General features: G+C 73.6%; 21 protein-coding genes. 5 read left to right on the top strand and 16 right to left on the bottom strand.

Annotated elements, in window-relative coordinates; translation table 11 throughout:
• The first annotated feature begins 58 nt into the window (after positions 1-58).
• Together ACP4IX_RS04320 and ACP4IX_RS04325 are read left to right on the top strand one after the other, a co-directional pair.
• Positions 59-931, top strand: a complete 873-nt coding sequence (locus ACP4IX_RS04320; RefSeq protein WP_426518692.1) for a 3-hydroxybutyryl-CoA dehydrogenase — start codon at positions 59-61, stop codon at positions 929-931.
• Positions 932-1113: 182 nt separating this feature from the next.
• Positions 1114-1371 carry a hypothetical protein gene (locus ACP4IX_RS04325; protein WP_426518690.1) on the top strand — a complete coding sequence of 86 codons (258 nt, stop codon included), beginning with the start codon at positions 1114-1116 and terminating at the stop codon, positions 1369-1371.
• Here ACP4IX_RS04325 and ACP4IX_RS04330 read toward each other — a convergent pair.
• From ACP4IX_RS04330 to infC, 9 genes are all read right to left on the bottom strand, one after another.
• Positions 1368-1928 carry an NUDIX domain-containing protein gene (locus tag ACP4IX_RS04330; RefSeq protein ID WP_426518688.1) on the bottom strand — a complete coding sequence of 187 codons (561 nt, stop codon included), beginning with the start codon at positions 1926-1928 and terminating at the stop codon, positions 1368-1370. The genes ACP4IX_RS04325 and ACP4IX_RS04330 overlap by 4 nt on opposite strands.
• A gap of 134 nt (positions 1929-2062) precedes the next feature.
• Positions 2063-3403 (bottom strand): transcriptional regulator, encoded by a 1341-nt coding sequence (locus tag ACP4IX_RS04335; protein ID WP_426518686.1) that lies wholly within the window; start codon positions 3401-3403, stop codon positions 2063-2065.
• 446 nt (positions 3404-3849) lie between these two features.
• Positions 3850-6372 carry a phenylalanine--tRNA ligase subunit beta gene (pheT, locus tag ACP4IX_RS04340; RefSeq protein ID WP_426554794.1) on the bottom strand — a complete coding sequence of 841 codons (2523 nt, stop codon included), beginning with the start codon at positions 6370-6372 and terminating at the stop codon, positions 3850-3852.
• Positions 6372-7493: a phenylalanine--tRNA ligase subunit alpha gene (gene pheS, locus ACP4IX_RS04345; RefSeq protein ID WP_426554795.1), complete on the bottom strand. Its 1122-nt coding sequence runs from the start codon at positions 7491-7493 to the stop codon at positions 6372-6374. The genes pheT and pheS overlap by 1 nt, the downstream gene beginning before the upstream one ends.
• A gap of 203 nt (positions 7494-7696) precedes the next feature.
• On the bottom strand, positions 7697-8836 hold the full coding sequence (locus ACP4IX_RS04350; RefSeq protein ID WP_426518680.1) for an ATP-binding protein: 1140 nt from the start codon (positions 8834-8836) through the stop codon (positions 7697-7699).
• Positions 8837-8886: 50 nt separating this feature from the next.
• A complete protein-coding gene (locus ACP4IX_RS04355; protein ID WP_426554860.1) occupies positions 8887-9735 on the bottom strand; it encodes a TrmH family RNA methyltransferase in 849 nt (282 codons plus the stop codon).
• A gap of 207 nt (positions 9736-9942) precedes the next feature.
• Positions 9943-10326 (bottom strand): 50S ribosomal protein L20, encoded by a 384-nt coding sequence (gene rplT / locus ACP4IX_RS04360; protein WP_003977226.1) that lies wholly within the window; start codon positions 10324-10326, stop codon positions 9943-9945.
• A gap of 98 nt (positions 10327-10424) precedes the next feature.
• Entirely contained in the window at positions 10425-10619 is a 195-nt protein-coding gene (gene rpmI, locus ACP4IX_RS04365) for a 50S ribosomal protein L35 (RefSeq protein WP_003977225.1), read from the bottom strand.
• Between the two features lie 107 nt (positions 10620-10726).
• A complete protein-coding gene (gene infC, locus ACP4IX_RS04370) occupies positions 10727-11380 on the bottom strand; it encodes a translation initiation factor IF-3 (RefSeq protein WP_398135161.1) in 654 nt (217 codons plus the stop codon).
• Between the two features lie 400 nt (positions 11381-11780).
• On the opposite strand from infC, the gene ACP4IX_RS04375 reads away from it, so the two are divergent.
• On the top strand, positions 11781-12146 hold the full coding sequence (locus ACP4IX_RS04375) for a DUF1844 domain-containing protein (RefSeq protein WP_426554796.1): 366 nt from the start codon (positions 11781-11783) through the stop codon (positions 12144-12146).
• A gap of 20 nt (positions 12147-12166) precedes the next feature.
• Here the strand turns inward: ACP4IX_RS04375 and ACP4IX_RS04380 are convergent, their stop codons facing one another.
• Positions 12167-12901: an SseB family protein gene (locus ACP4IX_RS04380; protein WP_426554797.1), complete on the bottom strand. Its 735-nt coding sequence runs from the start codon at positions 12899-12901 to the stop codon at positions 12167-12169.
• Positions 12902-12953: 52 nt separating this feature from the next.
• Between ACP4IX_RS04380 and ACP4IX_RS04385 the strand changes: the two genes are divergently transcribed.
• On the top strand, positions 12954-13937 hold the full coding sequence (locus tag ACP4IX_RS04385) for a serine hydrolase (protein ID WP_426518673.1): 984 nt from the start codon (positions 12954-12956) through the stop codon (positions 13935-13937).
• On the opposite strand, the gene mycP is transcribed toward ACP4IX_RS04385, so the two are convergent.
• Entirely contained in the window at positions 13922-15103 is a 1182-nt protein-coding gene (gene mycP, locus ACP4IX_RS04390; protein ID WP_426518671.1) for a type VII secretion-associated serine protease mycosin, read from the bottom strand. The two genes, ACP4IX_RS04385 and mycP, sit on opposite strands and share 16 nt — an antisense overlap.
• The gene (locus tag ACP4IX_RS04395) at positions 15100-16848 is read right to left on the bottom strand and encodes a hypothetical protein (protein WP_426554798.1); all 1749 of its coding nucleotides are present in this window, start codon (positions 16846-16848) and stop codon (positions 15100-15102) included. The genes mycP and ACP4IX_RS04395 overlap by 4 nt, the downstream gene beginning before the upstream one ends.
• Positions 16849-17133: 285 nt before the next feature.
• On the opposite strand from ACP4IX_RS04395, the gene ACP4IX_RS04400 reads away from it, so the two are divergent.
• Positions 17134-18336: an amino acid deaminase/aldolase gene (locus ACP4IX_RS04400; RefSeq protein WP_426554799.1), complete on the top strand. Its 1203-nt coding sequence runs from the start codon at positions 17134-17136 to the stop codon at positions 18334-18336.
• 10 nt (positions 18337-18346) lie between these two features.
• On the opposite strand, the gene ACP4IX_RS04405 is transcribed toward ACP4IX_RS04400, so the two are convergent.
• Genes ACP4IX_RS04405 through ACP4IX_RS04420 form a run of 4 tightly spaced genes read right to left on the bottom strand, consistent with a single transcriptional unit; the run spans position 18347 to position 22956 of the window.
• Positions 18347-19348, bottom strand: a complete 1002-nt coding sequence (locus ACP4IX_RS04405; RefSeq protein ID WP_426518896.1) for a DUF2510 domain-containing protein — start codon at positions 19346-19348, stop codon at positions 18347-18349.
• 37 nt (positions 19349-19385) lie between these two features.
• On the bottom strand, positions 19386-20168 hold the full coding sequence (locus ACP4IX_RS04410) for a 3-oxoacyl-ACP reductase (RefSeq protein ID WP_426518665.1): 783 nt from the start codon (positions 20166-20168) through the stop codon (positions 19386-19388).
• Entirely contained in the window at positions 20165-21583 is a 1419-nt protein-coding gene (locus ACP4IX_RS04415; RefSeq protein WP_426518663.1) for an aldehyde dehydrogenase family protein, read from the bottom strand. Before ACP4IX_RS04415 ends, ACP4IX_RS04410 begins: the two co-directional genes overlap by 4 nt.
• Positions 21584-21591: 8 nt before the next feature.
• Positions 21592-22956: a glutamine synthetase family protein gene (locus tag ACP4IX_RS04420; RefSeq protein ID WP_426518661.1), complete on the bottom strand. Its 1365-nt coding sequence runs from the start codon at positions 22954-22956 to the stop codon at positions 21592-21594.
• Between the last annotated feature and the right edge of the window lie 41 nt (positions 22957-22997).

Here is a 22997-nt window from a genome sequence, read left to right on the forward strand (position 1 = left end):
AGACGCCGGGGACCCCGGCGGACCTGCCTGGAGACGTGGAGTCAGCGAAAGGGACGATGTGACCGGCATCTCGGGAGATATCGCACGTGTCGGCGTGGTGGGCTGCGGTCAGATGGGGGCGGGTATCGCCGAGGTGTGCGCCCGCGCCGGTCTGGAGGTGATGGTCGCCGAGACCACCGGCGAGGCCCTGGAGATCGGCCGGACCCGGTTGTACAACTCGCTCGGCAAGGCCGCCGAGCGCGGCAAGATCACCGAGGAGGAGCGGGACGCGACGCAGGCGCGGCTGAGCTTCACCACCGACCTCGGCGAGTTCGCCGACCGTGATCTGGTGATCGAGGCCGTCGTCGAGAACGAGCTGGTCAAGACCGAGATCTTCCAGGTGCTCGACCAGGTCGTGACCCGGCCGGACGCGATCCTGGCCTCCAACACCTCCTCGATCCCGCTGGTGAAGCTGGCGGTCGCCACCTCGCGGCCCGACCACGTCATCGGCATCCACTTCTTCAACCCGGCCCCGGTGCAGCAGCTGGTCGAGCTGATCCCGGCGCTCACCACCTCCGAGGGCACGCTCAGCCGGGCGCAGCTCTTCACCGAGAAGGTGCTCGGCAAGCACTCCATCCGCGCCCAGGACCGTTCCGGCTTCGTGGTCAACGCGCTGCTGATCCCCTACCTGCTCTCCGCGATCCGGATGTTCGAGTCGGGCATCGCCAGCCGCGAGGACATCGACAACGGTATGGAGATGGGCTGCGCCCACCCGATGGGCCCGCTGAAGCTGTCCGACCTGATCGGCCTGGACACGGTCGCCTCGGTCGCGTTCTCGATGTACGAGGAGTACAAGGAGCCGCTGTACGCCGCTCCCCCGCTGCTCCAGCGCATGGTCGACGCGGGCCGGCTCGGCCGCAAGAGCGGATCGGGCTTCTACTCGTACGGCTGATCACGCAGAGCTACGTGTCGCGGGCCCGGTACCTGGCAGGTGCCGGGCCCGCGGCATTCACACGGTGTGTGCGCTCCGTGCTCGCATATGCCCTCCGCACACGCTCCCCACGCGCCCACCAGGCGGGTTGACTCACGATGCACATGCAAGGGATGTGAGACGACTACGGAAAGGAGCGGTTCGTGACCGCCGATCCCGAGCATTCCGTCGCACAGGGAGAACTCGCAGAGTTACGACGCCGGCTGGATGTGGCCTATGCCCGCGTCGAGGGCGGACTGGCCCTGCTCTCCCACCGCACCGAGGAGGCCGCCAAGGAGCTGGAGGACCTGAACGCACGGCTGACCGCCCTGGAGCACGCCCGCTGGCCGCTTCCCTCGCTCGCGGTCGTCACGGCCGTGGGCTCCCTGGTGGTGGCGGTCTGGCAGGCCCTCGGACGCTAGACGCCGCCCCGGCCGGGCGGGGTGTCCTGCCCGAGCCTGAGGTGGTGCAGCAGGAGTAGCGCGGCCGCCATGTTGGCGGCCGGGACCTCCCCGCGGGCGACCATGTCGGGAACGAGCTTGAGGGGGACCCATTCCCGGCGGTCCGACTCGAAGTCGTCCACGGGGTGTCCGACGTACGCGCCCTCGTCGGCCCAGTAGATGTGGTGCCGGGCGTCGGTGAGTCCGTTGGACGGTTCCACGCTCATGAGGTGGCGCAGTGGTCCCGGCCGCCAGCCGGTCTCCTCCTCCAGCTCCCTGGCCGCGGCCGCCGCGACGTCCTCGCCGTCCTCGACGACACCCGCCGCGAGCTCCCAGCCCCAGCTGTCGGTGATGAAGCGGTGCCGCCACAGCAGGAGGACCTCGCTCGCCTCGTTGACGACCGTGGCCACGGCCACGGGGCGCATCCGTATGAGGAAGTGGTCGAGGTGCCGGCCGTCCGGTAGCCCGACGTCGGCGAGATTGACGCTGAACCAACGATTCGAGTACACAGTTTGTTCGTTCTGTTTCGTCCACTGCACGGTTCTGCCACCTTTCCTTGGGTAGGTGGCAATATCGCAGGAGCAGCGGCCCGGCAGCAGGCGCACGACGGCCGCTCACGGCGCAGCGGTGGGCGCAGTGCGTCCCGGGGGAGCGACGTCGTCCGAGCGGAACGTCAGAGCGGTACGCGCAGGGCGCCGTCGATGAGTTCGGCGGCCTCGGACGTGCCCGCGCAGCCGCTGCGCACCAGGTGCTCGCGTACCGCGCGCAGTCTGTCGCGCAGGCGCCGGGACTCCATGCCACGGGCCTGTTCGGCCATCTGCACCGCGGTGGCCGCCGCCTTGTCGGCGTTGCCCCGGCGCAGTTCGATCGTGCTGAGTATGGCGAGCCGGTGTACTCGGCCCCGGTCGTGCGCGGGGTTGTCGACGGCCGCCGCGGCGTGCTCCCCGGCCGCCGCGAGCTCGCCCAGGCTGAGCAGTGCCTCGGCGACCTGCACGTTGACCAGGCCGGGCTGGACGTAGCCGGTCTCGTCGGGTTCGTATCCGCGCCGGATGCGTTCGGCGGCCTGCTCGGCCCGACGGATGCAGGACAGGGCGCTGGTGCCGTCGCCGAGATGGGCGTACGCCTTGGCCTGCATCGCGTACAGGTCGGAGGCGAGCGCCGGGGTGATGTGCCGGCCGGCGGCGCGCAGGGCGGCCTCGGCGAAGGCCACGGCCTGCCGGTTCTCCCGCATGAACAGCGCCTGGTTGACCAGCAGCGCGATGACGTAGGCGCCGAGCCCCCGGTCCCCGCTGGCCTTCGCGAGCCGCAGGGCCTGGTGGAAGTAGCGCTGCGCGAGACCGTGCGCGTCGGAGTCGTACGCGCAGATGCCGGCGACGGCGACCAGGCCGCCGGTGGCCCGGTGCAGCTGGCGGCCGGTGGCGTCCGTGTAGCTGCCGCGCAGCAGCGGGGCGGCCTCGGAGTTGAGGAAGCCGACGATGCGGGCGCGGGTCGCCATGCCGCCGGCCTTGCGGTACATCTGCTCGTAGTGGGCGCGGGCGCAGCGCAGCATCTCCAGGTCGCCCGCGGTGACCCGGTACCGGCCGCCGCGGGAGACGTCCACGTCCTCGGGCGGGTTCTCCCACTCCCACACCGGCATCACGGCGGGCGTCCCGGTGAGCGTGGGGGCGCCGAGAATGTGCGGGCGCTGCTGCTGGTCGGAGCGCCACAGGGCGGTCGCGCGCTCCACGAAGCCGGACAGCGTGCCGGTGTGCGGGGCGGCCGGTTCGCCGGGCACACCGAGGCCGATGTCGTCGAGGGTGACGGGACGCTGCAGTCGGGACGCGAGGACCTCGCAGATCAGGTCGGGCACCTGGCCGCGTGGCCGCTGTCCCTTCAACCACCGTGCGACGGCGGTGTGTTCGTACCTCAGCGCGAGCCCGCGCGCCCGTCCAGCCTGGTTGACGTGCGCGGCCAGTCCCGCGTGCGAGATCCCGGCCTCGTCGAGGATCGCGTCGAGCAGGGTGTTGGGCTGCATGGGTGCCCCCCGGTGACTCGGTGCCGACAGCGTAGTGCGTCGGCCTTCACACGGGGTGTGAACGGAGTGCGCGCATCCGTACCGTGTGCGCGCTGTCGCGGAGAGTTCCCGGGCCGATTGACTGAACTGCCTCGCAAGAGGCCGGCCGGGCCGCCGGCTCCCCCTCGTACAGTGCGGCGGCCCGTATGCACGCCGTCCGCCCGGCCGCCTGCCCGACACTCCGTGGCGGGGCGGACGGCTCCGCCGGCTTCGCGGTGCGACTGACCCCGTTCAGCGTGCGGCTGCGCCGCGTGGCCGCGGGCCCGCTGTGGCCGGCCGCGCCCGCGCGGCGCAGCCGCATGTGTCACAGCCCCGCGCCCCTCCAGGGGCGCGGGGACCTGCGCGACCCGCCACCGACCACCCGCAGCCGCCGACCGGCAGAAGCCCCCCGCCCCTTGGGCGAACCGTCAGCTCCGGAGCACCGCTCCGACGCGCTCGCCCGCAAGGGCAACCGCCGCATCGCGGGCGGCGGACGCCTCGTCGACCGTCAGCGTCCGGTCCCCCGCGCGGAAGCGCAGCGCGTACGCCAGGGACTTGCGCCCCTCGCCGAGCTGCTCGGCGTTGTCGTAGACGTCGAACAGCCGGATGGACTCCAGCAGTTCACCGGCGCCCTCGCGCAGCGCGGCCTCGACCTCCGCCGCCGGCACGAACGCGTCGACGACCAGCGCGACGTCCTGCGTGGCGACCGGGAACGTGGAGATGCCCGGCGCCTGCGGCGTGTCGTCGCCGACGCGCTCCACGGCGTCGAGGTCCAGCTCCGCCGCACAGGTGCGCGCGGGCAGGCCCAGTGCCTTCACGACCCGCGGGTGCAGCTCACCGGCGTGACCGATGACCCGCTCCTCGCCGTCCACGGTGAGGAACAGTTCGGCGCAGCGGCCCGGGTGCCAGGGGCCGTACTGGCCCTTGCGGACGCCCAGTCCGGCGCCGGCCTCGCGGGCGACGGTCCGGGCGGCCTCGACCGCGTCGGCCCAGTCGGCCGGACGGCCCTTGCCCCACCAGCCGGCCTGCTCGCGGGCGCCGGCCAGGACCACGGCGACGTGCCGCGGCTGGTCGGGCAGCGCCGCGTCCAGCGCGGCGAGGTCGTCCTCGCCGGGGCGCCGGTCGACGGGCAGGTCGGCGGCGACGCGCTGCTCGTCGCGCGGGTGGAAGACCAGGCCGGTCTCGAACAGCGCGAGGTCGTGCGAGCCCCGGCCGTCGTTGCGGCGCAGCGCGCCGAGCAGCCCCGGCAGCAGCGTGGTCCGCAGCGCGGGCTCCTCGTCGCTGAGCGGGTTGACCAGCTTGACGACGCGGCGGGCCGGGTCGTCGGCGTCCAGCCCGAGCTGGTCGAAGACCTGCTCGCCGACGAACGGGTAGTTCGGCGCCTCGACGTAGCCGGCACCGGCCAGTGCCCGGCCGACACGGCGGTGCAGCCGCTGCCGGGAGGTCAGGCCGCGGCCCGCCGGGGGCCGGGGCAGCGTGGAGGGCAGGTTCTCGTAGCCCTCCAGGCGGATGACCTCTTCGGCCAGGTCGTTCCGGTCGGTGAGGTCGGGCCGCCAGGACGGGACGGTGACGATCAGCTCGTCCTGCCCGTACACGTCGCAGCCGACCTCCTGGAGGCGGCGTACGACGGTCTCACGGCCGTACTCCACGCCCGCGACCCTGTCCGGGTGACCGGCCGGCATCCTGATGGTGTGCGGTGCGGACGGGGCGCTGATCTCGGTGACGCCGGCCTCGGCGGTGCCGCCCGCGAGCAGCACGAGCAGGTCGACGGTCCGCTGGGCGGCGGCGGCCGCGGCCTGCGGGTCGACGCCGCGCTCGAAACGGCGGGAGGCCTCGGACGACATCTTGTGCCGGCGGGCGGTGCGCGCGATGGCCACCTGGTTGAAGTGGGCGGCCTCGATGACCACGTCGGTCGTCGCGTTCCCCCCGTTCTCGGCGGCACCGTGGTCGGCGATCTCGGTGTTGGCGCCGCCCATGACGCCGGCGAGCCCGATCGGGCCGCGGTCGTCGGTGATGACGAGGTCCTCGGCGTGCAGCTTCCGCTCGGTGCCGTCGAGGGTGATGATCTTCTCGCCCTCCTCGGCCCGGCGCACGCCGATGGTGCCCTGGACCAGGGAGCGGTCGTAGGCGTGCAGCGGCTGGCCGAGCTCCATCATCACGTAGTTGGTGACGTCGACGGCGAGCGAGATCGGGCGCATGCCGACCTTCTGGAGCCGGCGCTGGAGCCAGATCGGGGAGCGGGCCTCGGCGCTGAGGCCGGTGACCGTGCGGGCGGTGAAGCGGTCGCAGCCGGTGGGGTCGGCGATCTTCACCGGGTAGCCGTAGGCGTTCGGACCGGGCACGTCGAGCAGGGCCGGGTCGCGCAGCGGCAGGCCGTAGGCGATGGCGGTCTCGCGGGCGACGCCGCGGATGGACAGGCAGTCGCCGCGGTTGGCGGTCACCGCGATGTCCAGGACCTCGTCGACCAGTTCGAGCAGCTCGATGGCGTCCTTGCCGACCTCGGTCTCCGGCGGCAGCACGATGATGCCGTGCGAGCCGTCGTCGCCCATGCCCAGCTCGTCGCCGGAGCAGATCATGCCGTGGGACGTCTTGCCGTAGGTCTTGCGGGCGCTGATCGAGAAGCCGCCGGGCAGGGTGGCGCCGGGGAGGACCACGACGACCTTGTCGCCGACGGCGAAGTTCCGGGCGCCGCAGACGATCTCCTGGGGCTCACCGGTGCCGTTGGCCTGTCCGACGTCGACGGTGCAGAAGCGGATCGGCTTCTTGAAGCCCTCCAGCTCCTCGATGGTCAGCACCTGGCCGACGACGAGGGGGCCCTTGAGGTCGGCGCCGAGGTGCTCGACGGTCTCGACCTCGAGTCCGGCCGAAATGAGCTTGGCCTGGACGTCGCGGCCGGTCTGCGTGGCCGGCAGGTCGACGTACTCCCGCAGCCAAGAAAGCGGGACCCGCATCAGATCTCCATCCCGAACGGCCGGGTGAAGCGCACGTCACCCTCGACCATGTCTCGCATGTCCTCGACGTTGTGGCGGAACATCAGCATCCGCTCGATGCCGAACCCGAAGGCGAAGCCGCTGTACCTCTCCGGGTCGACGCCGCAGGCGGTGAGCACCCGCGGGTTGACCATGCCGCAGCCGCCCAGCTCGATCCAGCCCTCGCTGGAGCAGGTGCGGCAGGGCCGGTCGGGGTTGCCGACGGACGCGCCCTTGCAGACGTAGCAGAGCATGTCCATCTCGGCGGACGGCTCGGTGAAGGGGAAGAAGTTCGGCCGCAGCCGGGTCTTCATCTCCGCGCCGAACAGCGACTGGACCATGTGGTCCAGGGTGCCCTTGAGGTCGGCCATGGTCAGGCCCTCGTCGATGGCGAGGAGCTCGACCTGGTGGAAGACGGGGGTGTGCGTGGCGTCCAGCTCGTCGGTGCGGTACACGCGGCCGGGGCAGATCACGTAGACCGGCAGCTCGCGGGTGAGCGCGGAGCGGATCTGCACGGGGGAGGTGTGGGTGCGCAGCACGACACCGGACTCGGCGCCGCCCTCGGGGCCGGCCACGAAGAAGGTGTCGGCCTCGCCGCGGGCCGGGTGGTCCGGGCCGATGTTCAGGGCGTCGAAGTTGAACCACTCGGCCTCGGCCTCGGGGCCCTCGGCGACCTCGTAGCCCATGGCCACGAAGACGTCCTCGATGCGCTCGGAGAGCGTGGTGAGGGGGTGGCGGGCGCCGGCCGGTACCCGGTCGTGGGGCAGCGTGACGTCCACGGCCTCCTCGACCAGGACGCGCGCGTCCCGCTCGGCCTCCAGCTCCTCCTGGCGGGCGGCGAGCGCCTTGTTCACGGCGCCGCGGGCCATGCCGACGCGCTTGCCGGCCTCGGCCTTGGCCTGCGGGGGCAGGGCGCCGATCTCGCGGTTGGCCAGCGCCAGCGGCGAGGTGCCGCCGGTGTGGGCGACCTTGGCCTCCTGGAGCGCGTCGAGGGAGCTCGCGGCGGCGAAGGCGGCGAGCGCCTCGTCCCGCCTGCGCTCGATCTCTTCCGGTTTCAACGCCTCGACCTCGACAGGGTCGTACGACTTATTCGGTGCCGACATCTCTTCCCGTGCTTCCGATTGTCCCCCAGCTACCGCTGGGAGGTGCCCCCATGCTGATGGTCCCCGTCACCGGCTCGTGGACGAAGCGTCCCGCTCCGGGCTCTCCGCTCGGGGCGTCTCCGTCTGCGGGACACAAAGGTGCCAAAGGCCGAGTCTAACGGGGTGGAGGAAGGCGCATGCGCCCGTGGGGGTCCCGGACCGTCTCAGGTGAGGTACGCGGGAGCCGCCACGGGCAACGTGAATCGGAACTCGGCGCCGCCGCCCGGGGCGCGGCCGACCGTGATGGTGCCACCGTGGGCCTCGACGATGCCCTTGACGATGTAGAGCCCGAGGCCGGTGCCACCGCGCTTGCTGCCGCGCCAGAAGCGGGTGAAGACGCGGTTCATGGATTCCTCCGGGATGCCCGCCCCTTCGTCGCTCACCGTGACCGACGTGCCGGTGTCCTCCCCTTCGCGGGGCGACGCCGTGGGCGTGACGTCAATAGTGACGGTTCCCTCACCGTGCCGCACGGCGTTTTCCAGCAGGTTGCTCAGTACCTGGTCGACCTTGTCCGGGTCGGCCCACAGGTCGGGCAGGGGCTGGGCGAGGCGGAGCAGGAAGCGGTCGGCCGCCTGGCCGGCGGCGACGTACGCCTGGATGTGGCGGCCGACGGCGGCGCCGATGTCGACGGGCTGGCGGCGCACCTCCAGCCGGCCCGAGTCGATGCGCGAGATGTCCAGCAGTTCGGCGATGAGCCGGGTGACCCGGTCGGCGTCCGCGTCGACGGTCTCCAGCATCAGCCGCTTCTGGTCGTCGGTGAACCTCTCCCACTTGGCCAGCAGGGTGGCCGTGAAGCCCTTGACGGAGGTGAGCGGGGAGCGCAGTTCGTGGGCGACGGTGGCGATCAGCTCGGCGTGGCTGCGTTCGGTGCGGCGGCGGGCCTCGGTGTCGCGCAGGGTGACGACGACGCGGTGGACGGGGCCGAGGCGCCCGGTGCGGACGTAACGGGCGGAGACGAGCACTTCCCGGCCGCCGGGGAGCAGCAGGTTGCGCTCGGGCTGGCCGACGCGGATGGCGAGCCCCCCGTAGGGGTCGGTCAGCTGCCACCAGCGCCGGCCCTCGAGGTCCTCCAGCGGAAGGGCCTTCTCCAGCGGCTGTCCGAGGGCTTCGGCGGCCGGGGTGGCGGTGATCCGGGCGGCGGCCGCGTTGCAGCAGACGACCCGGCCGTGCTCGTCGGCGACGACCAGGCCGTCGGGCAGGTGGTCCGGGTCTATGCCGAGGTCGGCGAGACCGCCGGGTGTGCGGGGCGCGGGCGGACGCGGCGCCTCCCGTGCACCCGGTGCGCTGCTCGTGCCGACGCTCATCCCCGTACCCCACCTCTCAACCGCGCAGGGGCCTTGAGCTGGTCACCCTACTAGCTCTCGGTGACGGAGCGGCACCCTCCGGCGGCGCGCTGTGCACGCGCCGACGCGTAGAGACATACGGCGGCGGCGGTGGCGAGGTTCAGGCTCTCGGCCTTGCCGTGGATCGGGACGCGCAGGACGGCGTCGGCGAGGGCGCGGGTCTCCTCCGGGAGCCCCCAGGCCTCGTTGCCGAAGACCCAGGCGGTGGGTCCGCCCATGGTGCCCGCGTCCAGTTCCGCGTCGAGGTCGTGCTCGCCCGCGCCGTCGGCGGCGAGGACGCGGACCCCGGCGTCCCTCAGGCCGGCGACGGCCCGCTCGACGGGTACGCCGACGGCGACGGGCAGGTGGAACAGGGAGCCCACGGAGGCGCGTACGGCCTTGGGGTTGTACAGGTCGACGGAGGCGTCGGTGAGCACGACGGCTTCGGCGCCGGCGGCGTCGGCACAGCGCAGCACGGTGCCGGCGTTGCCGGGGTCGCGGACGTGGGCGAGGACGGCGACGAGCCCCGGCCGGGCGGCGAGGATCTCCTCGAAGGGGGTGTCCACGAACCGGCACACGCCCACCAGGCCCTGCGGGGTGACGGTGGTGGAGATGTCCTCGATCACCTGCTCGGCGGCGAGGTGGACGCGGGCGCCGGCGTCCCGGGCCGAGCCGATGATGTCGGCGTACCGCTCGGCGGCCTCGACGGTGGCGAACAGTTCGACCAGCGTCTCCCCGTACGCGGCGGCCTCCCGCACGGCCTGCGGCCCCTCGGCCAGGAACAGCCGCTCCTTCCCCCGGAAGTTCCGCTTGCCCAGCCGTCGGGCGGCGGCGACACGGGGGGACCGGGGGGAGATCAGCTCGGGGGCGGCGGGGCGCATCTGCTTCTTCACCTTCACAGTTGTCTCGACGCGGGCTGGAGCGCCTTTCAAGGGCACGGGGCTGCACCATTGTGCAGCTCCGCCGCGTGGGCGCGACCAGCCACAACGATCCCGCGGCCGGAAGACCGGCCAGGCGGCGGCAACCGAAGGACCCGCAGGCTTCGTGCCTGCGGGTCCTTCAGTACGCCGGCTCGAGCCGGCGCGGCGTCACGCGGCCTTCGGCGCGTTGACGTCGCTCGGCAGCGCCTTCTGGGCGACCTCGACGAGCGCGGCGAACGCGTTCGGGTCGTTGACGGCCAGCTCGGCGAGGATCTTGCGGTCGACCTCGACGTTGGCGGCCTTCAGGCCCTGGATGAAGCGGTTGTACGTGATGCCGTTGGCGCGGGCAGCGGCGTTGATGCGCTGGATCCACAGCTGGCGGAAGTCACCCTTGCGCTTCTTGCGGTCGTTGTAGTTGTAGACCAGCGAGTGGGTGACCTGCTCCTTGGCCTTGCGGTACAGGCGCGAACGCTGACCGCGGTAGCCGGAGGCCTGCTCGAGGATCGCCCGGCGCTTCTTGTGGGCGTTGACTGCCCGCTTGACGCGTGCCACTTGTTAACTCCTTGTAGCGGGGCCGCGGTGGTCCTCACGCGGCCCGGGTATCGATGGGGTCCCGGTCCTGCCGTACGGCGCTCAGTGGCGCCCGTACGTCACTTGCCGAGAAGCTTCTTGATCTTCGCGGCGTCGCCCGGGGCCATCTCGGCGTTGCCGGTGAGGCGGCGCGTCACGCGGGACGACTTGTGCTCGAGCAGGTGGCGCTTGCCGGCGCGCTCACGGAGCACCTTGCCGGAGCCGGTGATCTTGAAGCGCTTGCTGGCACCGCTGTGCGACTTGTTCTTCGGCATAGCGCCGTTCTCTCCTCGTCGGTGGCGCTCCGATGCCCGGTCGTGAAACCGGGCACGGTGGAGCGTCGCTTGTATCGGTTACGTCCTGGGGACGGTGTCCCCCGGAGTCACGCCTCGGCGGGAGCCTCGGCCGGGGCCTCGGCGTCCACGTCGTCGGCCTCCGCGGCGTTCTGCGACTTGCCGGGGTTGGCCTTCGCGTCGGCCTTGCGGGCCTCCTGCGCCTGGCGAGCCTCGGCCATCGCCTCGGTCTTCTTCTTGTGCGGACCGAGGACCATGATCATGTTCCGGCCGTCCTGCTTCGGGTTCGACTCCACGAACCCGAGGTCGGCCACGTCCTCCGCGAGACGCTGCAGCAGCCGGTAGCCCAGCTCGGGCCGGGACTGCTCGCGACCACGGAACATGATCGTGATCTTGACCTTGTCGCCCTGCTTGAGGAACCGGACGACGTGACCCTTCTTGGTGTCATAGTCGTGCGGGTCGATCTTCGGCCGGAGCTTCATCTCCTTGATGACCGTGTGCGCCTGGTTCTTGCGCGCCTCACGGGCCTTCATGGCCGACTCGTACTTGAACTTCCCGTAGTCCATGAGCTTGCACACGGGCGGACGGGCGTTCGCCGCGACCTCGACGAGATCGAGGTCGTACTCCTGCGCAAGCTCCAGGGCCTTGGCAAGCGGGACAATCCCGACCTGCTCGCCGCTGGGACCGACAAGTCGCACCTCGGGAACGCGAATCCGGTCGTTGATGCGGGGCTCGGCGCTGATGGATCCTCCTCGGTAGCACCACGCGACGGTCTGGCGGACAGCCGCGTAACGTCTGTGTTCGATAGACCTAACCGCGCCGGCGCAACAAAAATGCCCCGGACGATCACAGGCGGGGCTCCTCGAACTACTACCGGAGCACCGCCGCGATGGACGCGGGGCGCGATTTCGGGCCGGTCTCCGCCGCTGGGACGGGACCGCCTGACCGGTGACCCGCCGTCCGTGGGACGGCCAGGTGGGAGTTCGAAGCCTCCACTTGTGGGCCGGACCCGCTGCCGTGGGGGGCATACGTGTCCGACCGGTCGTTACACAAGGTTAGCAGCTCCGGAACGCGTGCGCTAACCGGTGCCGCCCGCCCCTCCTGCTGTCAAGAGGGCCGGTGCGGGGCCCTATCGTGTGCGGCATGAGTGAGACCCCTGCCGAATCCTCGGCGAATCCCGACTTCGATGCCATGACCCGCGACATCGCCGAGGTCCCCGCGGTCGAGGTGATCGTGACGGTCGCCGTCAACCTGATGAGCGCCGCCGCCGTGAAGCTGGGCCTGACCGAGGGGGGCGAGGCGCACAAGGACCTGGACGAGGCCCGCAAGCTGGTGCACGCGCTGGCCGGTCTGCTCGACGCGACCGCGACCGAGATCAGCTCCTTCCACGCGGCTCCGCTGCGCGACGGCCTGAAGTCGCTCCAGCTGGCCTTCCGCGAGGCGTCGCTCGTTGCGGACGAGCCGGGCCAGGGCCCGGGCGAGAAGTACACCGGCCCGGTCTACGGCTGAGCCGCACCGGATGGAATGAGCTACCCCCGCACGTACAAGGGCTCGCCCGGCGGCGTCGCCCCGGCCGGCAGCAGTGCCAGGTCGAGGCCGCGCTCCAGGCGGGCCCTCAGTGTTTCGTCGGCGGCCAGGCGCTCGGCGACGGCGCGGGCGGCCCGCGCCTGGTCCACCCCGGGGTCCAGGAGCAGCGCCAGGGTGCCGTCCGCCCGGCCCGGCCCGAGGTGCGCCCGGAGCACGGCGGGCTCGGCGGCCACGGCGATGCGCACGGCCTCGGTGACGGCCGGGTCGGCGAGCGGATCGGTCGTCGTGCGGCCCTCGGCCAGCGCCAGCAGCACCTTTCCGGTCAGCTCGAACGGCACCGGTCCGGCCAGGTCCAGTACGACCGTGTCCGCCTTCTCGTGCGCGGCGGCCTGCAACGCCTGGTGCACGGGTACGGCGACGGGGCGGGCCCCGGGGTCCCAGCGGGCGAGCGAGTCGGTGGACGTGAAGGCGGGCAGGGCGGTCCGGCCGCCCGCCTTGAGGGTCGGCACCGCCATGTCGCTGGTCTTCTCGCGGCGCAGCTCCTCCTCGTCGCCCTCTTCGACCTCGCCCAGGACGGCCACGACCGGCACGAGCAGCCGGGCGCCCCGGAGCGCCTCCAGCACGGGTGGGAGGGCGGTCCGGTCCTCGGCCCAGGCGGCGAGCGCCGCGCTCAGCCGGGGGTCGGCGGAGCCGTCGTCGTCGGAGTAGCCGGAGTCGGGAATGTTCTTGTTCGCCACGGTCCCCGACCCTAATCCAGGGTGCGAGCAGCTCGCCGCGGACCCCGCGAGGATGCGAGAAGGGCGCCGGCACGGACAGCGGACGCCTGGCCCTCTCCAGTCCCCGGGATGCCTGTCGGGGGGTGGGCGACGGTCCTCACCGGCCTCTCGGGCATCTCCGAACGGCCTTCGGGGTCCCTGCCGCGGACCGCGGGGCGGGGGCGGCGCCGTATCGTCGTCGGCCTCGGCATCCGTGGGCGGGGAGGCATCGGTGGAGAGGGGCGGACCGGTCGTGGACCGTGACGCGCGGCTGGCCGCGGCCATGGCGTCGGTGACCGTGGCGGACGGCGCGGAGGTGTCGGTGGCGGTGCTCGGCGCCGACTCCGGCGAGAGCGCCTCGTACGGCGCCGGGGTCTTCGACACGGCGAGCATCGTCAAGGTCGACATCCTGGCGGCGCTCCTGCTCCGGGCACAGGACGCGGGGCGTGCGCTGACCGCCGAGGAGAAGGCGTACGCCGTCGCCATGATCGAGGACAGCGACAACGACTCGGCGTCGGCGCTGTGGCGGGCGATCGGGACGGCGGACGGGCTCGACGCCGCGAACGAGCGCCTCGGGCTCACGCGGACCGAGGGCGGTGAGGGCCCGCTGTGGGGACTGACGCAGACCACCGCCGCCGACCGGATCGCCCTGCTGCGGCAGGTGTTCGTGGCGGAGGGCTCCGAGCTGAGCGCGGCCTCCCGGGCGTATGTGCGGAGGCTGATGGGGCGGGTCGCCGACGGTCAGCGGTGGGGTGTGTCGGCGGCGGCCGACGACGGTTGCGGTGGTTCGGCGTGGGCGCTGAAGAACGGCTGGCTGCGGCGCGGCACCACCGGGCTGTGGGTGGTCAACAGCATCGGGCGGGTCACGTCGGGCGGCCACGACCGTCTGGTGGCGGTGGTGTCGAGGGGGCATGCGACCCTGGCGGAGGGGATCTCGCTGACCGAGGCGGCGGCGAAGGCGGCGGTGTCCGTGTGCGCCGGGGCGGGCGGCGCCGCCCGGGATCAGAGGTCGTCGTAGGGTTCGCGGCGGCCCCGCCACAGGATGACGGCCGCGACCACCAGGACGCCGCCCGCGCCGCCGGCCAGCGGCGCCGCCCAGGCCGACGTGTCGTCGTCGGAGGCGGGGGCGTCCGGACCGGAACCGAAGTACGTGTCGCCGTACGCCGCCGCCTTCAGGCCCTCCGGTTCCAGGCGGGCGGCCGCCTCGATGGCGGCGACGGGGTCGACGAAGCCGTAGCCGCGGGAGTCGTCGCGGCCCTCGGCGGGGGCGTTGCGGGCGGTGTCCTCCAGGAGGCTCTTGATCTGGGCCGGGGTGAGGTCCGGGTGGGCCGACCTCACCAGTGCGGCGGCGCCGGAGACGAAGGCGGAGGCGGCGCTGGTGCCCCAGCCCTCGTAGTACTTGTGGTCCGGGTCGGCGATGATCACGTCGACGCCGGGGGCGCTGACCGTGGCGTACCAGCGGCGGGTGGAGAAGGAGGCGCGGGTGCCGTAGCGGTCGACGGCGGTCGCGGCGATCACGCCCGGGTAGGCGGCCGGGTAGGAGATGTGGTCGCCCAGCTCGCCGCCGTTGCCGGCCGAGGCGACGACGACCACGCCCTTCGCCAGGGCGTACTGGATGGCCTCGTCCTCGGCGGGTTCGGGGTGGGCGGAGGCGGAGTCGTCGCCGAGGGAGAGGTTGATGATGTGGGCACCGTGGTCGGCGGCCCAGCGGATGCCCTCGGCCAGGGCGTTGCCGCGGGTCTTGCGGGCCTTGGTGCGGGAGTCGTCGCCGTCCTCCAGGATCACGCGCACCGGCAGGATCTTCGCCTCCGGGGCGATACCCATGACGCCCTCGGCGTTCCCGGGCCCATGGCCGTGACCGGCGATGATCCCGGCCATGGCGGTGCCGTGCCGGGCCCATTCGCGATCGCCCTCGCTCGCGCCGAAGCCGACCAGGTCCTTGCCGGCGAGGACGTTGCCGGCCAGGTCGGGGTGGTCGGCCTCGACACCGGTGTCCAGGACGGCGACGGTGACGCCGGCGCCCTGGGTGGTGCGCCACGCCTCCTGGGTGCGCAGGGCGTCCAGGGCCCACTGCTGGGCGCGGATGCCGTCGGCGTGCGCGGCGGACGCCGGGACGAGGACGAGGGCGGCGGCGAGCAGGAGGCTCAGGGCGCCGCCCGTCCGGCGGGGGCCGAAGGCGTTCACGACGGGTGCTCCGTGGCCGTGCCGACGTTCTTGCGCAGGCCGCGTTCGACGCGGTCGGCGAGGCCCTGCGCCTCGTGGCCGAGGCCGGCCTGGGCGGGGGCCGAGGTGGCGCCGGACTCCATGGCCTCCTCGGCGGGCTCCGGCTCGTCGACGGTGCGGCCGTCGGCCCAGCCGGAGACGGCGTAGACGACGACGGGGGCGTCGGGGAGGACGGAGACGGTCCACGAGGCGCGCTGCCGGGCGCCGAAGCCGGCGGCGACGGTGTCCTTCGCGGCGTACGGCCGCGGCATGAGGTCGGCGCGGCGGCCCAGGCCCTCCTTCTCGAACCGGCCCGCCAGCGAGGTCATGGCGGCGGCGTCGGCGTCGGCGAAGAGCAGCCCGACGGTGGTGACGTGGCTCCGGGTGGCGTCGGTGTAGGTGGCGCGCAGCAGGCGCCGGCAACCGACCGGCTCGAGGACCTTGGCCAGCAGTGGGTCGAAGGCGCCGACGCAGTCGCTGTCCGGGGCGACGGCGACACGCGTCCAGGTGCGGTCGGCACCGCCGGGGCCGGCGCCCTGTCCCTGCACGGTGGGCGGGAACAGCCGGTCGACGGGGACGCTGTGCCACAGTTCCGCGGCCTCGGTGAACGCGCTGCGCGCGCCGCCGTCCCCGGAGTTCCCGGCGAGCCAGCTGCCGGTGACGGCACCGGTGACGAGCCCCGTCCCGAGCACGAGACAGACGGCCGCGGCGACGGCCTGGGGCCGCAGCCGCCCCCCGAGCGGACGCGGCCGGGCGAGCCCGTCGTACCCCTCGGGCTCCGCGAACGACACCCGCGGCCGTCCGCCGCCGGGCACCGTCGGGGCGTTCCAGGACAGGGCGGGGTCGGGGGCACCGGCGAAGCCTTCGGCCGGCTCGGCCACCGGACGCGGCATCTGTTCCCGCTCCGGTGCCGGTGCCGGCTCCGGCTCCGGCGGGATCGGCCGGAGGCGCCTGGTCGTCTCGGACGGGGGCCTGGCGGGGACGGCGGGGCGGTGCGCGGGGGAACCGGCCGGACGCTGCGGCGCCGCCGCCCGCGACGCGTCGCCCTCGGGCGGGGACCCCGCGAGGGCGCCCGTACGCCGTGGCGGGGGCGCGGCGGCGTGGTCCGCCTGTGGTGTGCCGCCGCCCGGGGCGGGGTGGCCGGCGGTCGGCGGGGCGTCGGGGAAGCGTGCGGAGGCGCGCGGTGGCGGGGGCGCCGGGTCGGTGCCGCGGGAGCGGGCGAGCCGTGCACGCGGGTGGGGCGGCCGGCCGTCGCCGGAGCCGCCGTCCTCCGTGGGCGCCCGGCCGTCCGGCGCGTCCGCGAGCCGCCGCACGCCCTGGCCGTGCGCCGGTCCGCCGCCCGTCGCCGGACGGCTGCCCGGAACGGTTCGGTTCTCCTCGGCGGAGGTGGCGTGGGTGTTCGGCCGCGGGGTTTTGGTGAGCCGTCCGGTGGTGGGAGCCGACGTGACCGGGGAGCGTCGGGCCGCTCCGGTCGTGTCGGTGACGGGTGCCGCCGGTGCCTGTGCCGGACGGGGCGGGACGGCCGGGTGGGGCGGCGCGGCAGGAGGAGGCGGCAGGTCCGGACGGACCGGCGTACCGGGGTGCGCGTCGGCGCCGGGCGGCCCGTCGGGGGCGCGACGAGGGGGCGCGTCCGGGCGGGGCGGCGGGGCGGCGTCCGGGACGGTGCCGGAGTGCGGCGCGGTCGAGGGGTGCGGGGGAAGGGGGGCGCGGCGTGCGTCCGTGCTCATGCACCCCCCGTTTCCCTCGAGCCCGGGCCGTTCTCCGACGCGGGCCGGTGATGTGGTCTCCTGCCCCGGCCCGGCGCGGAACGATCCGTCCCGGGCACGCATACCCGCACGGGCCGACCGCCATCCCGGGGCGGATCCGAGGTCCGCCCGCCCGGGCCGTTCCGCCGTGCGTGCGCGTCACTCTACGGCGTGCCCCCGCCCGGCGGGGAACCAGTCCGCGCGCCCGTGGCATTGGCCCGGAACGTCCCCCTACCCTGCGGTAATCCCGTCTGGCAGGCTGCGTTCATGACTGCGCGCGCCGCCGACCGGGCCCGTTACGACCGGGCCACCGCCCACGTGGACGCCCCCGTGGCGATCGTGGACCTGGAGGCCTTCGACGCCAACGCGGACGACCTGGTCCGGCGGGCCGGCGGGAAGCCGATCCGGGTCGCCAGCAAGTCCGTACGCTGCCGGGCCCTGCTCGAACGGGCCCTGGCGAGGGACGGTTTCGCGGGCGTCATGTCGTTCACGCTGGCCGAGTCCCTGTGGCTGGCGCGCTCCGGATTCGAGGACGTCCTCCTCGCCTACCCGTCGGCGGACCGCGCCCGGTACGCGGAGCTGGCCGCCGACCCCGAGCTCGCCTCCGCGGTCACCGTGATGATCGACGACCCGGCGCAGCTGGACCTCATCGACGCGGCGCGCGGCGGCGGCCGGGAAGTCGTGCGGGTCTGCCTGGAGTTGGACACCTCGCTGAGGCTGCTCGGGGGGCGGGTGCGGGTCGGGGCCCGGCGCTCCCCGCTGCACTCCCCCGCCCAGGTCGCCGGCCTGGCCCGCGCGGTGGTCCGCCGGCCGGGGTTCGAGGTCGTCGGCATCATGGCGTACGAGGGCCATGTCGCCGGGGTCGGGGACGCGGTGGCCGGCCGGCCGCTGCGGTCGCGGGCGGTGCGGCTGATGCAGGCCGCCGCCCGCCGGGAACTCGCCGAGCGGCGTGCCGCGGTGGTGCGGGCGGTGCGGGCCGTGGTGCCCGGCCTGGAGTTCGTCAACGGCGGCGGCACGGGCAGCGTGCAGCACACCGCGGCCGAGGACGCGGTCACGGAGATCGCCGCCGGGTCCGGGCTGTACGCGCCTCGGCTCTTCGACAACTTCACCTCGTTCCGGGGCCGTCCGGCGGCGCTGTTCGCACAGCCCGTCGTGCGGCGGCCGGGGGTCGGGGTCGTGACCGTCCTCGGCGGCGGCTACCCGGCCTCCGGAGCGCCCGGCGCCGACCGGCTGCCGGTGCCGTACCTCCCCGAGGGGCTGCGCCACGACTCCCAGGAAGGTGCGGGCGAGGTGCAGACGCCGCTGCTCGGGTCGCCCGCCGACGACCTCCTCATCGGCGACAAGGTGTGGTTCCGGCACGCCAAGGCGGGTGAGCTGTGCGAGCGGTTCGACGCGCTGCACCTGGTGGAGGGGGACGCGGTGACGGCGACGGTGCCGACGTACCGGGGTGAGGGGCACACGTTCCTGTAGCCCGGCCCGGTCAGTGCGACGGGCCGATGCCGCTGCCCACACCGCCGCCGGTGGCCGCGTCGCCGACGGGCCGGATGCCCTTGGTGATCCTGTCCATGCCGTCGAGCGGCGGCCCGTCCTCGCCGGCGTCGAAGACGTAGCGGACGAGGACCGGGGACTCGGTGCCGACGGTGGAGGGGAACACCAGCGACTGCACGTAACCGCCGGGCCCCTCGGCCGTCGTCACCCGCCAGCGCACGTAGTACCCGGCGCGTCCGGCGACCGCGACCGGCCCGGACGCCACCTCCTCGTGGGACTCGATGCCGCCGAAGGGCTTGTTGCCGACCGGGTCGCGGTCGTAGGCGTCGTCGGCCGCGTCCTCGACGTCCTGCTGGGCGATGGCCTGCGGGGAGGACTCGGCGTTCGCCGTGACCGTGCGGGAGATGACGAGACCGTGCCGGCACACGCCGCCGCCGGCGGGGCAGTCGTAGGTGCCGTCCGTGGCCATCATGACGTCGTCCTGGGCGATGTGCTTCGGCCGGACCCAGCCGTCCGGCAGCGGGAAGGTGATGCCGTTGAGCGGGTCCTCGACCACGGCCGGGTCGTCGGCGGAGGGTGCGGAGGGCGCCGGCGACGTGCTCGCCGGCGGAGGGCCGGTGGAAACCGCCGTGGCCGGCGGGTCCTGTGCCCCGGCGTCACCGCCGTCGCCCTCGCCCTCGCCCTCGCCGAGGACGAGAACGCCGGTGACGGCCGCAGCGACCAGCACGGCCGCGGTGGCGACGAGGGCGACGGCCTTCCTCCGCCCGGTGCCACCGTCCGGCCGCCGCTGTGCCGGGCCGTCGCCCGTGACGAACGGCACGGTCGGCGGCCCGCCGGGCTGCGTCCGGTGCGACGGCTGCTGGTGCGGGGGCGCGGGTGCCCCGTACCCGGCGGTCCCGGGTGGACGCCGGTGCTCCGTCCAGGCCGTGCCGTCCCACCAGCGTTCCTGGTGCGGGGCCGACGGATCGTGGTACCAGCCGGGCGGCGGCGTCATGCTCATTGCGGCACTGTAGGACGCCGCTCGCGGCCGGTTACAGCGGTGTGACGTACGCCCCGGAGATGCCGCCGTCCACCAGGAAGTCGGTGGCGTTCACGAAGGAGGAGTCGTCGCTGGCCAGGAACGCGACGGCGGCGGCGATCTCCTCGGCCTCGGCGAACCGTCCGACCGGAATGTGGACGAGGCGGCGTGCGGCCCGCTCCGGGTCCTTGGCGAACAGCTCCTGGAGGAGCGGGGTGTTGACGGGGCCGGGGCAGAGGGCGTTGACGCGGATCCCCTCCCGCGCGAACTGCACGCCCAGTTCACGCGACATGGCGAGGACGCCGCCCTTCGACGCGGTGTACGAGATCTGCGAGGTGGCCGCGCCCATCCTGGCCACGAAGGACGCGGTGTTGATGACGGACCCCCGGCCCTGGCGCCGCATGTAGGGGATGGCGGCCTTGCAGCACAGGTAGACGGAGGTGAGGTTGACCTCCTGGACGCGCTTCCACGCCTCCAGGCCGGTCTCCAGGATGGAGTCGTCGTCCGGCGGCGAGATGCCCGCGTTGTTGAACGCGACGTCGACGCTGCCGTAGGTGTCGTACGCCGTCCTGAACAGCGCCTCCACCTGCTCCGGGTCGGTGACGTCGGCCTTGACGAAGGTGCCGCCGGCCTCCTGCGCCGCCGCCTTGCCGCGGGTCTCGTCCACGTCGCCGCAGACGACGTGCGCCCCCTCGGAGGCGAGCCGGCGTGCGGTGGCGAGGCCGATGCCGCTGCCGGCCCCGGTGACGACGGCGGTGCGGTTCACGAGCCTGCGGCAGACGATGTCTTCGCTCACTGTGCGGGGCCCTCCGTGTTCGGCGTGCTCGGCGAGACGTTGCTGATGAAGACGTTCTTGGTCTCGGTGAAGGCGGTCAGCGCGTCCGGACCGAGTTCACGGCCGAGGCCGGACTGCCCGAACCCGCCGAACGGCGTCCAGTAGCGGACGCTGGCGTGGGAGTTGACGGACAGGTTCCCGGCCCGGACCGCGTTCGACACGCGCAGGGCGCGGCCGACGTCCCGGGTCCACACCGAGCCGGACAGGCCGTAGTCGGTGGCGTTGGCCAGGCGGATCGCGTCGGCCTCGTCCTCGAAGGGCAGGACGACGGCGACGGGCCCGAAGACCTCCTCGACGGCCACGCGCGCGTGCGCGTCGACACCGGTGAGGACCGTGGGCGGGAACCAGAACCCGGGTCCGCCCTCGGGGGCCTTGCCGCGGATGCCGTCGGCGCCGTCGGGGACGTAGGAGCGGACCCGGTCCAGCTGGGCCCGGGAGATCAGCGGGCCCATGTCGGTGCGCTCGTCGGCCGGGTCGCCGACGCGTACGGACTCGACCGCGGGGGCGAGGTGGGCGAGGAAGCGGTCGTACACCGTGCGCTGGACGAGGATGCGGGTGCGGGCGCAGCAGTCCTGCCCGGAGTTGTCGAGGAAGGACATCGGCGTGGCGGCAGCGGCGGCCTCCACGTCCGCGTCGGCGAAGACGATGTTGGGGCTCTTGCCGCCGAGTTCGAGGGTGACGGGCTTGAGGAGGGCGGCGCCCTTGGCCGCCACCTGGCGGCCCACGGCCGTCGACCCGGTGAAGACGATCTTCGCGACGCCCGGGTGCCCGACGAGCGCGTCGCCCGCGACCGGCCCGTGGCCCGGCAGCACCTGGAACAGCCCCTCGGGGAGACCCGCCTCCAGGGCGAGTTCGGCCAGGCGCAGTGCGGTCAGCGGGGTCGTCTCGGCGGGCTTGAGGAGGACCGCGTTGCCCGCCGCCAGCGCCGGCGCGGTGCCCCAGGCGGCGATCGGCATCGGGAAGTTCCAGGGCGCGATGACGCCGACGACGCCGAGCGGTTCGAGGAACGTCACGTCCAGACCGCCGGCGACCGGGATCTGCCGGCCGGTGAGCCGCTCCACGCCCCCGGCGGCGTAGTCGAGCAAATCGCGGACGTTGCCGGCCTCCCAGCGGGCGTTGCCGATGGTGTGCCCGGCCTCGCGGACCTCCAGCCCGGCCAGCTCCTCCAGGTGCCCGTCGACGGCGGTGGCGAAGCGGCGCAGCAGCCGGGCCCGGTCGCCGGGGGCGAGCGCGGCCCAGCCGGTCTGCACCCGCGCGGCCCGGACGACGGCGGCGTCGACGCCGGCCGCGGAGACGGCGGGGACGGTGGCGACGAGCTCTTCGGTGGCGGGGTTCAGTACACGCAGTACGCCGGACGGTTCCGATGACCCGGACATCTGATGCCTCACATGCGTTCGAAGGAGCGGCGCAGCTCCCAGTCCGTGACGGCGGCGTCGTAGGCGTCCAGTTCGACGCGCGCCATGTTGCGGTAGTGGGCGACGACCTCGTCCCCGAAGGCGGCCTTGGCGAGGGTGCTGTTCTCCCAGAGCTCGGCGGCCTCGCGCAGCGTGGTGGGGACGTGCTGGAAACCGGCGGTGTAGGCGTTGCCGGCGCAGGGTTCCGGCAGTTCCAGCCGCTGCTCGACGCCGTGCAGGCCGGCCGCGACCATGCCCGCCACCGCGAGGTACGGGTTGACGTCGCCGCCGGGAAGCCGGTTCTCGAAGCGGAGCGAGCGGCCGTGGCCGACGACGCGCAGGGCGCAGGTGCGGTTGTCGTGGCCCCAGGCGACGGCGGTCGGTGCGAAGGAGTCGGGCTGGAAGCGCTTGTACGAGTTGATGTGCGGGGCGTAGAGGAGGGAGAACGCGCGCAGCGCCACCAGCTGTCCGGCGAGGAAATGCCGCATGACCTCGGACATGCCGCCCTTGTGGCCGCCGGCCATGACGCTGTCGCCGTCGGCGTCCGCGAGGGAGAGGTGGACGTGGCAGGAGTTGCCCTCGCGCTCGTTGTACTTGGCCATGAAGGTGAGGGACATGCCCTCCTGGGCGGCGATCTCCTTGGCGCCGGTCTTGTAGACCGCGTGCTGGTCGCAGGTGACCAGGGCCTCGTCGTAGCGGAAGGCGATCTCGTGCTGGCCGGGGTTGCACTCGCCCTTGGCGGACTCGACGGTGAGTCCGGCTCCGGCCATCTCGTTGCGGATGCGGCGCAGCAGGGGCTCGACGCGGCCGGTGCCGAGCACCGAGTAGTCGATGTTGTACTGGTTGGCCGGGGTCAGGCCGCGGTAGTTCGCGTCCCAGGCCTGTTCGTAGGTGTCCCGGAAGACGATGAACTCCAGCTCGGTGCCGACCTGCGCGGTCCAGCCGTGTTCGGCGAGGCGCTCCAGCTGGCGGCGCAGGATCTGACGGGGTGCGGCGAGCACCGGGGAGCCGTCCTCCCAGGCGAGGTCGGCGACGACCAGCGCGGTGCCCTCGTTCCAGGGCAGTCGGCGCAGGGTGTCCGGGTCGGGGTGCAGGGCGAAGTCGCCGTAGCCGCGGTCCCAGGAGGACATCGCGTATCCGTCGACGGTGTTCATGTCGGCGTCGACGGCGAGGAGGTAGTTGCAGCCCTCGGTGCCGTGCCTCAGGACCTCGTCGAGGAAGAAGCGCGCGGCGAACCGCTTGCCCTGGAGGCGTCCCTGCATGTCGGGGAAGGCCAGGACCACGGTGTCGATCTCACCGCCCGCGACGAGGGCGTGCAGTTCCTCGACCCCGAGCGGGGGTGTGCGGTCTGGCACGGGGAGAGCCTCCTTCCGACCGGGAGCCATAAGGTATGACC

Origin of the sequence: Streptomyces sp. WG5 (assembly GCF_049974565.1) — a bacterium.
Classification (GTDB): Bacteria; Actinomycetota; Actinomycetes; order Streptomycetales; family Streptomycetaceae; genus Streptomyces.

Coding starts and splice junctions, on each gene's coding strand:
- ACP4IX_RS04395 (WP_426554798.1), bottom strand. CDS start 16,848: ATGAGCACGGACGCACGCCGCGCCCCCCTTCCCCCGCACCCCTCGACC.
- pheT (WP_426554794.1), bottom strand. CDS start 6,372: ATGCGGGTCCCGCTTTCTTGGCTGCGGGAGTACGTCGACCTGCCGGCC.
- ACP4IX_RS04415 (WP_426518663.1), bottom strand. CDS start 21,583: ATGTCCGGGTCATCGGAACCGTCCGGCGTACTGCGTGTACTGAACCCC.
- ACP4IX_RS04355 (WP_426554860.1), bottom strand. CDS start 9,735: ATGCGCCCCGCCGCCCCCGAGCTGATCTCCCCCCGGTCCCCCCGTGTC.
- rpmI (WP_003977225.1), bottom strand. CDS start 10,619: ATGCCGAAGAACAAGTCGCACAGCGGTGCCAGCAAGCGCTTCAAGATC.
- ACP4IX_RS04400 (WP_426554799.1), top strand. CDS start 17,134: ATGACTGCGCGCGCCGCCGACCGGGCCCGTTACGACCGGGCCACCGCC.
- pheS (WP_426554795.1), bottom strand. CDS start 7,493: ATGTCGGCACCGAATAAGTCGTACGACCCTGTCGAGGTCGAGGCGTTG.
- ACP4IX_RS04385 (WP_426518673.1), top strand. CDS start 12,954: ATGCGAGAAGGGCGCCGGCACGGACAGCGGACGCCTGGCCCTCTCCAG.
- ACP4IX_RS04350 (WP_426518680.1), bottom strand. CDS start 8,836: ATGAGCGTCGGCACGAGCAGCGCACCGGGTGCACGGGAGGCGCCGCGT.
- ACP4IX_RS04335 (WP_426518686.1), bottom strand. CDS start 3,403: ATGCAGCCCAACACCCTGCTCGACGCGATCCTCGACGAGGCCGGGATC.
- ACP4IX_RS04405 (WP_426518896.1), bottom strand. CDS start 19,348: ATGACGCCGCCGCCCGGCTGGTACCACGATCCGTCGGCCCCGCACCAG.
- ACP4IX_RS04375 (WP_426554796.1), top strand. CDS start 11,781: ATGAGTGAGACCCCTGCCGAATCCTCGGCGAATCCCGACTTCGATGCC.